Origin of the sequence: Thermodesulfobacterium sp. TA1, assembly GCF_008630935.1 — a bacterium.
Lineage (GTDB): Bacteria > Desulfobacterota > Thermodesulfobacteria > Thermodesulfobacteriales > Thermodesulfobacteriaceae > Thermodesulfobacterium.
Window position 1 is genome coordinate 1,517,395 of sequence record NZ_CP043908.1, and the last position, 10,840, is coordinate 1,528,234.

Annotated in this window: 11 protein-coding genes; 5 read left to right on the plus strand and 6 right to left on the minus strand. The window is 32.8% G+C overall.

Annotated elements, in window-relative coordinates:
• Positions 1-4: 4 nt before the first annotated feature.
• The 3 genes from F1847_RS07680 to F1847_RS07690 are packed head-to-tail and all read right to left on the minus strand — an operon-like array spanning position 5 to position 2,806.
• A complete protein-coding gene (locus F1847_RS07680) occupies positions 5-1,516 on the minus strand; it encodes an SLC13 family permease (RefSeq protein WP_150072474.1) in 1,512 nt (503 codons plus the stop codon).
• A gap of 10 nt (positions 1,517-1,526) precedes the next feature.
• Positions 1,527-2,048 (minus strand): HPP family protein, encoded by a 522-nt coding sequence (locus F1847_RS07685; RefSeq protein WP_150072475.1) that lies wholly within the window; start codon positions 2,046-2,048, stop codon positions 1,527-1,529.
• A 17-nt stretch (positions 2,049-2,065) separates the two neighbouring features.
• Positions 2,066-2,806 carry a GntR family transcriptional regulator gene (locus tag F1847_RS07690; protein ID WP_150072476.1) on the minus strand — a complete coding sequence of 247 codons (741 nt, stop codon included), beginning with the start codon at positions 2,804-2,806 and terminating at the stop codon, positions 2,066-2,068.
• Between the two features lie 351 nt (positions 2,807-3,157).
• On the opposite strand from F1847_RS07690, the gene F1847_RS07695 reads away from it, so the two are divergent.
• The 4 genes from F1847_RS07695 (at position 3,158) to F1847_RS07710 (ending at position 6,691) form a co-directional block, all read left to right on the plus strand.
• Positions 3,158-3,346 (plus strand): hypothetical protein, encoded by a 189-nt coding sequence (locus F1847_RS07695; RefSeq protein ID WP_150071618.1) that lies wholly within the window; start codon positions 3,158-3,160, stop codon positions 3,344-3,346.
• A complete protein-coding gene (locus tag F1847_RS09565; RefSeq protein WP_150072786.1) occupies positions 3,328-3,462 on the plus strand; it encodes a transposase in 135 nt (44 codons plus the stop codon). The genes F1847_RS07695 and F1847_RS09565 overlap by 19 nt, the downstream gene beginning before the upstream one ends.
• Positions 3,411-4,025 (plus strand): transposase, encoded by a 615-nt coding sequence (locus F1847_RS07705; RefSeq protein ID WP_168194298.1) that lies wholly within the window; start codon positions 3,411-3,413, stop codon positions 4,023-4,025. Before F1847_RS09565 ends, F1847_RS07705 begins: the two co-directional genes overlap by 52 nt.
• Before the next feature lie 98 nt (positions 4,026-4,123).
• Positions 4,124-6,691: a PEP/pyruvate-binding domain-containing protein gene (locus F1847_RS07710; protein WP_168194299.1), complete on the plus strand. Its 2,568-nt coding sequence runs from the start codon at positions 4,124-4,126 to the stop codon at positions 6,689-6,691.
• On the opposite strand, the gene F1847_RS07715 is transcribed toward F1847_RS07710, so the two are convergent.
• Both F1847_RS07715 and F1847_RS07720 read right to left on the minus strand, forming a co-directional pair.
• Complete coding sequence (locus F1847_RS07715) at positions 6,682-7,101, minus strand: sigma-54 dependent transcriptional regulator (protein WP_150072478.1); 420 nt, start codon at positions 7,099-7,101, stop codon at positions 6,682-6,684. The two genes, F1847_RS07710 and F1847_RS07715, sit on opposite strands and share 10 nt — an antisense overlap.
• Before the next feature lie 28 nt (positions 7,102-7,129).
• Positions 7,130-7,387, minus strand: a complete 258-nt coding sequence (locus tag F1847_RS07720) for a hypothetical protein (RefSeq protein WP_150071130.1) — start codon at positions 7,385-7,387, stop codon at positions 7,130-7,132.
• On the opposite strand from F1847_RS07720, the gene F1847_RS07725 reads away from it, so the two are divergent.
• Positions 7,343-8,542, plus strand: coding sequence for an IS110 family transposase (locus F1847_RS07725; protein WP_150072479.1), 1,200 nt, complete (start codon positions 7,343-7,345; stop codon positions 8,540-8,542). The two genes, F1847_RS07720 and F1847_RS07725, sit on opposite strands and share 45 nt — an antisense overlap.
• Before the next feature lie 25 nt (positions 8,543-8,567).
• Here F1847_RS07725 and F1847_RS07730 read toward each other — a convergent pair whose 3' ends face one another.
• Positions 8,568-10,787 carry a sensor histidine kinase gene (locus tag F1847_RS07730; RefSeq protein WP_168194300.1) on the minus strand — a complete coding sequence of 740 codons (2,220 nt, stop codon included), beginning with the start codon at positions 10,785-10,787 and terminating at the stop codon, positions 8,568-8,570.
• Between the last annotated feature and the right edge of the window lie 53 nt (positions 10,788-10,840).

Below are 10,840 nucleotides of genomic sequence, written 5' to 3' on the forward strand. Positions count from 1 at the left end.
CCCCCTATTTTAAAAGTATTGGCATTCCAAGCAGTGGCCAAACTGTAACAAGAAAAATTGCAAGAACAATAATCAATACAATACTCATTATAATACCGTGCTTAAAAAATTCTTCTAGCGTAAACTGTCCTGACTGGTAGGCAATCGCATTTGGAGCTGCACCAATTAAAAATAAGAAAGGCATTCCCGCGGTAACCAAAGAAGCATAAAGTATAACATCAGGGGCAACACCTAAATATTGAGCAATAACTAAAGAAACAGGCAGAGATATAGCGATGGCTGCAACATTCATTATAAAATTGGTCATCAGCAAAACAAAAGTAGCCACACCCAAAACAAAAACAATCCATGGTGCATTTTTAAACAATCCTAACCAGTTTATTGCAATCCATTGAGCTGCCCCTGTTTTCCAGAGACAAAAACCAATACTCATTGCCCCGCTGAAAAGGAGAATTATATTCCATGGAATTTCTTCAAGTTCTTTTATCGTTAAAATACCTACAAGAAAGAAAAGTAAAGTTGAGCAAAGTATTATAGCCGAACGATCAAGAGGTTTTAAAGCTGGAACAAAGGACTGAGCTGACATCGCACAAACAACCGCTATAACAGTTAGGATCACAAATTTTTCTTGACCTGTCATAGGTCCAAGTTCTTTAACCATTGTTTTAACTTTATCTTTTAAACCTGGTATAATGTTTTTTTCTGGTTTAAGAAAAATCATGAAATAAACCCAGATTAGGAAAACCATCAACCAACCGATTAAAAACATATATTTTGTTAATTCAAAAAATCCTATGTCTCTTCCGGTAAATTCTTTAAACATTCCTGCTGCAGCAGGTCCTCTTGCTGCACCAAGAAAGGTAACAATACTTCCTGCACCTGCAGCATAAGCCATTCCAATAAACAAAGATTTTCCAAACTTTGTGGGTTTATCTCCCTCACCATATAAAGCATTTATAGCAAGTAAGATGGGAAACATTGTGGCAGCAGCTGCGGTGTGTGCCATAAAATGAGTTAATAAAGCTGTTACTATAAACGATCCTAAAAGGATCATGCCTGTTCTTTCACCTACTATTGCAAGCATCCTATAGGCAATCCTTTTTGTAAGTCCTGTTTTAGTAAAAGCGATTCCAATAACTACGGAACCAAAAATAAACATAACAGCTGGGTCCATAAAATCACGAAAGGCATCTTTTGCTGAACGTATCCCAAAAAGAGCCTGAAATACACCAATTGCAATACCCGTAACACCTATAGGTACAACTTCAAAAACCCACCATATACCTGCCAAAAGAAATAAAGCTATTGCCCCTTTAGCTTGCTGTGTAAGAGGAAAGTGTTTACCTGTAGGGTCTACTGCATCCGGCCAAGGTGGTGAAAAATATACTATAAAAAAACAAGCTAAACCGAGAAAAATAAAAAGTATTTTTTTCCAATTAATTTTTCTTTTTTCCTTTGCAACATAAATCTCTGGTGGTGGTTCTGATAACCCTTCGATTTTTCTTTTCTCAGACATCTCTCCCCTCCTATTCTTTTATTATTTCTTCTGATATAGCATCAAAAACTTCAATCATTCTTACAATTCCAACAAACTTCTTTTTTTCTTCAATCACTGGCAAAACAGGCAAATCGTAATGAATCATTAGATAAGCAGCTTTTGTAATAGGGTCTTCTGGTCCAACAAAATGTTTTACTGGAACCATTATCTCGCTTACTGGTTTTTTAGCAAGCTTTTTTGATTCTTGATTAAAAAGACTATCCCATACTATGGCAAGCCCTGTTTTTTCTTCCTCTGGTACTTGTGCTTTTGCAGGTGCTTTAAGAAATAGGGGTTCAATTCCTTTTAAAATATCTTTAAGTGTAACGGTTCCTAATAGATTATACTTCTCATCAAACACAAGTACAGTAAGCGGTTCTGTATATTTTTTAGTTTGAATAAAAGAAGCCTTAACAACTTTAATAGTTTGCTCAATGCTAAACCAGTAAGGAATGTGAGGATACTCAAATATCCCAAGCATTACATCTTTAACTAATTTTCCATCTGACATATTACACCTCCTAAGTTTTATAGTATTTGTCTTTGAAAAGCTATAAATAACTTATTTTTGTCATTTTTCTTGTAAAATTTATTCAAAAGAACTACTGTATTTCCTGAAAAAACTTTTTGAGTTATTAAAATCACTGGGGTGTCTTCAGCAATCTGAAGAAATTGGGCAAGCTCTTTATCTAAAGAATTTAGTTCAAAAAAGTTATGCACCTTTGTAATCTTTATACTGTATTTCTTCTCAAAGAGGTCAATAATTGACTGAGTTTCAACGTCTTCCTCAAGAAGGTGAGAACATATATTAAAGGGAACAAAGGATTCTTGTAAAATTGAAGGTTCATTATCGCTTTGCCAAAGAATTCTCAGATATATGATGTGTTTATTTTCAAAAACTCCAAGTTCCTTACTTAAATCACCAACTGGCATTATTACAGTTTTTGCAAGAACTTCTTTTCTAAAAATTGATTCATCTTCAACCCAAAGCTTTTTAAAAATTGTTGTCATCAGCAAACCTTCTGAAATAAAATTCTTCCTCACAAAGGTTCCCTTACCTTGTTTTCTTATTAAATAACCATGCCTTACAAGTTCCAAAACAGCATTTCTTACAGTTGCTCTACTTACATTAAACATCTTACAAAGTTGTTCTTCAGTGGGAATCTTTTTCCCCGGCTTCCATTCCCCACTTTCAATTTTTCTTTTCAAAATATCAAATACTTGCAGATAAAGCTTTTCATGTTCATCTCTACTGATTAACTCAACCATTTTTTTCCTATTATTGTATTATAATAATGTTATTACAATATAACAAAATTATTATAATGAAGTTAGGATTTTTGTCAAGAGGCAAAGTTAAAAATTTTAAAAATTATTATAGAATAAATGATTAAATAAATATTTAGGAGATAGGTAGTGTCTCATTAATTGTGTAAAGCCTTGAGGGAAAGGGAAGGGTATGGTAGCTTCCCCAATGCATAATAACCAAAACTACCAGAAAGGAGGGGAAGCTACCGTGAAAAAAAAACTAAAACTTTAACAAAACAACCTATAGAAGGGATTCTAAACTTTTTTCAGCAAGAAGTCAACAATCTTATTAAAAACCTTTTAGAAAACCTTATGCTTGAAGAAAGAAGGATTTATTTAGAAGAGCAAGAAGACTATGCAAACGGTTTTTATACCAGAGATTTACTTTTCGTGCCTTCCTACTTCCTGAAAGAAGGAGGGCTGAAAAGCATTTCCCGGTTAATAAAGGTGACTGAAGATGAAGTTAAAAAACTTATTTATCTATTCGTCGAAATGAGGTAGCAAAGGAGCCAGTATATTTAGCTTTAGGGATAAAGCCTGATGGGAGAAGAGAGATACTTGGATTTTGGATATTTGGGTATGCCAGGGAGAGTGCCAAGAATTGGGAAAACCTTTAAGAGAGTTAAATCGGCGTGGGGTAAAGAAAGTTCAACTTTTTATTACGGATGATTTGCCTGGGATAGAAAATGCCATAAAGATGGTTTATCCAGCTTCGGAATGGCAACTTTGTGTATTACATACTGTAAGGAATTCTTTAAATAAGGTGCGGGCAAAAGATAGAGGTTTATTTGCAGAAGATTTAAAAAGGATATATAGAGCAGAAACAGAAGAAAGAGTTAAGGAGGGGATATTAAGATTAAGGGAAAGATGGGGTAAGATATATCCTAAGGTAGTGAAGAAATGGGAGGATAAAGCGTATGCATTATTAACCTTTTTGAGGTATCCGAGAGAGATAAGGCAGTTTATTTATACAACTAATCAGGTTGAGAGGTTAGCGAAAGAGATAAAAAGGAGGATAAAGGTAATAGAAGTATTTCCGGATGAAGGCTCTGTTGAGAGGTTGTTATATTTAATCTTGAAAGAACTGAGTGAGAGGTTAAACTCAAGGAAGTTAAGAGGGTTTAATGAAATTGAATTGGGGAACTACCATGCCTTTCCCGGAAAAATTTTTACACAATAAAAGGGACACTATGGGGAGATATACAGGGATTTTAAAAACAGTTGTAAAACAAATAAAATCATTTATAGTAAAAATAACGGATTTTTGAGGGTTTTATAATGAGAATAACGGATTTGTTTGGGCTTTTTAAGTCTAAGAAAAAAATTGAAGAGAAAGAAAAACTAAGACAGGTTTTAAAAGAAAAATACTCACTTTTTCAAAAAGTTCTTAATGAAAATAACCGGGCCTTAAGCATAATGGCAGACCTGGAAGAAAAACTTTCCGGAGAGTATCTTTTTGACATGCATTATGTCAAAACTAATGTGAAGGATGTTTTAGATGCAGTAAATGAAATTATTAAAAATCTAAATGCTCTTTCTGATGGAAAGTATTTACAGTTAGAAAAAATCTATACCGAAATTAAAGAAAAAATAGAAAAAATTTTAATTTCAAAAATTGAAATTCTAGAAACTGATTTTACTATACCTCTTGAATTGCTTAATAAAGACTCCGTATTAATTGCAGGAGGAAAGGTTGCTCATCTTGCAGAGCTTAAAAATATTCTTGGAATACCTACTCCTGAGGGATTTGCTATTACATCTTACGCATTTTTAAAATTTATTGAAAAGGTTCAGCTTAAAGAGCAAATTTCTCGAATCCTACAAAGTATTAATATCAACAAAATTGAAAGCTTAAATGAGGGAAGCCAAAAAATTCAAGAATTAATCATAAATTCAGAAGTTCCTGAAGAAATTGCAAATTCAGTAAAATTAGCTTATGAAAATCTATGTAAAAAGCTCAATAAAAAATGTATGGTCTCTGTTAGAAGTAGTGCAATTTATGAGGACTCTGATTTTAGTTTTGCAGGGCAGTACTCCTCTTTCTTAAACATTCCAGAAGAAGAGATTCTTTACTATTATAAAAAGGTTATTGCAAGTCTTTTCAATACAAGAGCGATTTTTTACTATAAAACAAAGGGATTTTCTGAAACAGAAATGGTCATGGCAGTAGGAGTTATTTCTATGGTAAATGCTCGAGCTGGTGGGGTTATATATTCATGTAATCCAAACAATCCCGAAAGCGATAACATAATAATAAATGCAGTTAGAGGACTCGGCAAATTAGTTGTTGATGGAACTGTAACTGCTGAAACCTATATAGTGAATAGGAAGGGAGAAATCATTGAAAAACTACCTGGGAAACAAAATAAAATGCTTATTTGCAGGGAAAAAGGAGGTATAGAGGAAATTCCTTTGCCTGATAATATTTCTTCAAACTCCTTAAGCAATGAAGAAATCCTTGAATTATCAAAATTAGCCATAAAAATTGAAGAATATTACGGGTTTCCGCAAGATATTGAATGGGCAATTGATGAAGAAGGAAATATTTTTATTCTTCAGGCAAGGCAACTAAGAATTCTTGAGAAAAAGTCTGAAACAAAAGTATATCTACCGACAAGGATAAAGGGATACAATATTCTTCTTGACAAAGGTATTACTGCTTGCAAAGGTGTTGGATATGGAAAAGCCTTTGTTTTGGAATCAGATGAAGAACTTGATAATTTTCCCGAAGGACATGTGCTTGTTGCAAAACATACAAATCCAAAATATGTAGTAGTTATGAATAAGGCATCTGCCATAATTACTGATATTGGAAGTCCAACAGGTCATATGGCATCTCTTTCAAGAGAATACAATGTTCCAACAATACTAAATACAGAAGTTGCAACTAAAACCATAAAACATGGGCAGGAAATTACTGTAGATGCTATAAATTGTGTAATCTATGAAGGCAAAGTAAATGAACTTATTGAAGCTTATAGTAAACAAAAAAAAGAACCTTTTAGAGATACCTTAATATTTAAAACTCTTGAAAAGGTTTTAAAACTTGTTGTTCCGCTGAATCTTGTAGATCCTATAAGTGAAGATTTCAAGCTTGAAAATTGTAAAACTCTTCATGATATAACAAGATTCTGTCATGAGATGGTCATGCATGAGATGTTTACCATGTGGAATAAATATGAAGAAAGTGAAATTTATGCTATTCCTCTTTTGGCAGGAATACCAATTGGAATTTTGGTTCTTGATATAGGAGGAGGATTGAAAAAGGGGATAAAAAAGGCTACCCCAGAGGATATATATTCCATTCCTTTTAAAGCCATACTTAAAGGGATGCAATCAATGCAATGGCCAGGGCCTCCTCCTGTTGATATAAAAGGATTTCTTGGAATGGTTGCTCATACTGTATCTATTCCAGAAGATGAGCTTAAAGAAACAGGGAAAAAAAGTTTCTGTATTGTTACTAAAAACTATATGAATTTTAGTATTCGATTGGGATATCATTTTTCATTGATTGAAGCCTATGCTGGTGAAAACATAAATGATAACTACATTAAATTTTTCTTTAAAGGCGGGGGCGCAGCTCTTGACAGAAGATTAAGAAGAGTAAGATTAATAACTGAAATCCTTAAAAAATTAGGATTCAGAGTTGTTCTGAAAGAAGATGTTATAGATGCTATTTTACTTAAATATGATATATCTACAATTGAAAATACTCTTGAAATACTTGGAAAATTAACAGCTTATACAAAACAGCTTGATATGGTACTTTTTAACGATGCAGTAGCACAAATGTATACAGATGATTTTATAAAAAAATATATGAAAGAAAAAATAAATCAGCTTTGAGATTTTAGTTTCTCTTTTAATATTCTATTTTCCTTCTGCACCTTTAACCATTTTATAGCCTTTTCAATAGTAAAAAGTATCTGTTCTTTTTTAAAAGGTTTAGTTATAAAATCAAAAGCTCCCAATTTAATTGCTTCTGTGGCGGCATCAATTGTCCCATAAGCTGTAATTATAATTACAGGTATATCTTCATCTTTCTTTTTTGCTTCCTCAAGAAGTTGTAAACCATCAAGTCCTGGCATTTTGAGGTCCGTTATAATAAGGTCAAACTCCCCCCTTTTTACCAACTCAACTGCTTCAATAGGATTATTTGTAGTGAAAACTTCATAAGGTGTTTTTTCTCTTAATATCATAGATAGAAGTTTAAGCATATCTGGCTCATCATCAATTATTAAAATCTTTTCAGCCATCCTTTATCCTCCTCCTGCAATTTTTATGTTAAGGTTTGTTTAACACATTTTGTTTTGTATAATAAAACAAAAGCTTATAAGTTAGAGAGGGACAGGGACTCCATTTTTGGTAGGCCTTTGAGCCTCTTAAGGAGTATGTCCCTCTGTCCCTCAACACCCGATAAGTTGGTTGGGCTACCAAAGCCCCAGCTACTCGGGAGGATGGTGTGAGGGACAAAAATCTTAAAAAGGAGGTAGCATCATGACCCATTACATCGGTGTTGACATTTCTAAAGATAACTTCCACTTCTGCATCCTTAACCATGAAGCTAAAACCCTCTCCTCCGGCAAACTCTCTATGTCTCTTCAAGGCTTCTCTGATTTCTTTAACCTTCTCAAAACCCTCTCTGACCCTATCGTTGTTATGGAATCCTCTGGTAGGTTCCACATCCCCCTTTACTGCTTCCTCGTTGAAAAAGATATCCAAACCTTCATCCTTAACCCTAAAATCGTCCACAGATTCTTTGAATTTATCTCCGCTAACAACCCCTCTAAATACGACACAAAAGATGCCAAAATCCTTGCACTCTTCGCTCTTAATAACCCTGAATTCCTTAAATCCTATCCTGAAAACTCTGAACTCCGTAGTGCTTCTCGTCTTATCCAAAAACTTAAACATGAACTTGCTGAAGCTAAAACTCAAATCAAATACGCCCTCACTGTTCTTTTCCCAGAAGCTGAAAAGCACTTTAATATTTACTCCCACTCCTTCCTTAACATACTCCTTAAATTCCCCTCTGCTAAAACCCTTAAAAAAGCTAAACCAAATGAAATTTCCGAAATTATTAAATCCTCTGTTCCTAAAGGTAAAACCCCTTCCTTTTCTCCCGATGAAGTCATAAACCTTGCTAAAAACTCTATCGGGGTTGACAATCCTTATCTCTCTCAAACTCTTATCATCTACATCGAAAAACTCTTTTTCCTTGAGCCAAGAATAAAAAAGCTTGAAGAGATGCTTGTAGAGAAAATGGATGAAGACCAGCAAGAACAAATTAAGCTCATTTCCTCTATAAAAGGTATTTCCTCTAAACTTGCAAGTCTCTTTTTGGCTGAAATCAGAGACGTAAAAAGATTTTCTAATGCCAAAAAGCTCATAAAGTTTGCGGGCACAGACCCAGTAACAAAACAATCTGGTAAGTATAAAGCTAAGATGAGCATATCTAAGCAAGGGTCGAGCTTTCTCAGAAATGTTCTTTTCCAGATGGCGGTAGGTGTAGTAAAATGGAATTTTTACTTCAGATCCTATTTTATACGTAAGAAGAAAAACTTTGGCAGTTATAAGAAAGCTATGATATCAGTTGTAAACAAACTTATAAGAGTTATCTATGCAATTTGTAGAAAAAAAACTTTCTTTAATCCTGCTTTTTCTAAGTTCCCTGTTCTGGAGGTCTCTCATGTTTAATTCCTATTTTCTGATAGTTGACTCCTTAATCTTTTATTGGTGGCAATTTTACTATAAATGTAGTTCCTGTCTGTTCAGATTCTTCTTTAGTTTTAGTTACAAAAGTAATTATACCATTATGTTTTTTAACAATGTTATAGGAAACCCATAAACCAAGACCTGTTCCTTTCCCAACCTCTTTTGTGGTAAAAAATGGATCAAAAATTCTGTTTCTATATTCTTTGGGAATACCATATCCTGTATCAGATATACTAATTTCAACCCATTCACCATCATATCTGGTAGAAATTTTTAATATTCCACCACCTTTCATCACATAAATTGCATTATTAATTATATTAAAGAAAACCTGTTGTAATTCACCTGCATCTCCTTTTACAAATGGTAAGTTTTGTTGTAAATCTTTTGCTACTTCAATATTGTTTATTACGATCATATTATTCATTATTGCTAAAACTGTTTCAACGCAATCGTTAATATTAATAAGTTGTTCCTTATGCTCTTTATGCCTTACAAAACTTAATAAGTTTTCCACAATTCTTTTTGCATTTATTGCCTGTTTTTCAATTGTTTTTAAAACATCATACTCCTGAGAATCTTGTGGAAGTTTCTCAAGTAAAATATCTGTAAATCCAAGAATTATGGCAAGGGGGTTGTTTATTTCATGAGCTACACCTGCAGCAAGAGTACCTAAAGAAGCAAGTTTTTCTGTGTAATAACTCTGCTCTTCCATTTTTTTTCGATCAGTTATATCTCTTGCAATACCTAAAATAGAATAAATATTTCCTTTTTCGTCCTTTAAACCTCTTAAATTTGTATTAAACCAAAAATCTTTATTATCCAATATTATTTTATGGATAATTTGTTTACTCTCACCAGTTTTAAATATTTGCTTAACATTTATCATGAGAATTTCTCCATCAGGAATAAAAATATCTACTATGTTTTTACCAATTATATCAGATTCTTTATTTCCAAAAAATTCTAATCCAAATTTGTTCATTGAAGTTATTTTTCCTTCTGAATCTAAGGTAAATATTATATCTTCAGCATTTTCTATTAAAGATCTGTATCTTTCTTCTGATTTTTTCAACTCTACTGTTTTTTTGGCAACTTCCTTTTCAAGAATATTTGACCAGGTAACAAGAATAAAATTTACAAAAAATCCAACGGATAAAATGATAAAAATAATTATTCCTTGGAGAAGCATCTGCTGAAAATGAACTGTTTTAATAGCCCCCTCCACTTCACTTATAGGTGCAACAACTGCAATAGACCATATTACAGGTTCTGGTTCTTCTTTTAACTTTATCGGAGTATAGGCAATAAGTTTTTTTATTTCTCCTTCAACCCCTCTATGCCATCCTGAAATATACCAACTTGTTCCTTCCTCACCTTTAAGCATCTTTTCCTTTTGAATTTCATTAACCCTTGTAAAGGATATGGTTGGTTTTTTAGCTTTTCTTGCTTCAAAGGCATTTTGACCTATAAACGACTTTTCTTCATGATAAAGAAAAGTACCCTTGTTGTCTATTACCCATGCATATCCTGTTTTTCCTGACATTATTTTCGCTGCAACTTTACTCACTAAATGGGTAACGTCTACTGTAAAAACTAAAGCACCTGAAAACTTATTTGTTGCAACAGGATGAGATTCATCTATTGATACTTGCCATACTGGGGTTACCATTTTCATAATAAGCTTTTGAGAATTGTCCTCATCTGTGCATTTTATTATTTCAGTAAATAATATTTTACCCTTATTCTGCTTAAGAGATGCCCAATTTAAAAATTCTATATCTTCATTTTGAAGATTTTTAATAATGCATTTATTAGCTTCCATAACTTTGTATGTGTTTTTAATTTTATCCTCAATAAATTTTATTTCTCTAACACCTTCGTATTTTGCGCTTAAAAAGGTAATATTCATTCTGTTTATTAAAGCTGGTTTTTCTGAATACTGAATTGCAGGTGAAAGACTAAGAAGCGTAAGCTCTCTTTTTAATAACTCAATAGAGTTTTCTATCTGACTTGCAGCATACCTTGCAAGCATTAGTTGCTGTTGATTAAAATCTTCAATAACAATTTCTCTAATCTTTATGGTTGAAAACCATCCAAGTAACAAACCCATACCAAGTAAAAAAATCATTACCACTGTGAAAATAAGCTTGAAGTATTTTAAGTTGAATGGATGATACTTTTCTATAAGAGGTATTAACTTATCTATAAAATTTTTGTAAATCATCAGTATTACCCTAATTTTTTGACTTTAATTATTTTAAATATATTCTTAATATT

Excerpts from the sequence above, each read along its gene's own strand:
- F1847_RS07725 (WP_150072479.1), top strand. The coding sequence starts at position 7,343 with ATGACCCATTACATCGGTGTTGACATTTCTAAAGATAACTTCCACTTC.
- F1847_RS07715 (WP_150072478.1), bottom strand. The coding sequence starts at position 7,101 with ATGGCTGAAAAGATTTTAATAATTGATGATGAGCCAGATATGCTTAAA.
- F1847_RS07730 (WP_168194300.1), bottom strand. The coding sequence starts at position 10,787 with ATGATTTACAAAAATTTTATAGATAAGTTAATACCTCTTATAGAAAAG.
- F1847_RS07710 (WP_168194299.1), top strand. The coding sequence starts at position 4,124 with ATGAGAATAACGGATTTGTTTGGGCTTTTTAAGTCTAAGAAAAAAATT.
- F1847_RS07680 (WP_150072474.1), bottom strand. The coding sequence starts at position 1,516 with ATGTCTGAGAAAAGAAAAATCGAAGGGTTATCAGAACCACCACCAGAG.
- F1847_RS07690 (WP_150072476.1), bottom strand. The coding sequence starts at position 2,806 with ATGGTTGAGTTAATCAGTAGAGATGAACATGAAAAGCTTTATCTGCAA.
- F1847_RS07685 (WP_150072475.1), bottom strand. The coding sequence starts at position 2,048 with ATGTCAGATGGAAAATTAGTTAAAGATGTAATGCTTGGGATATTTGAG.
- F1847_RS07695 (WP_150071618.1), top strand. The coding sequence starts at position 3,158 with ATGCTTGAAGAAAGAAGGATTTATTTAGAAGAGCAAGAAGACTATGCA.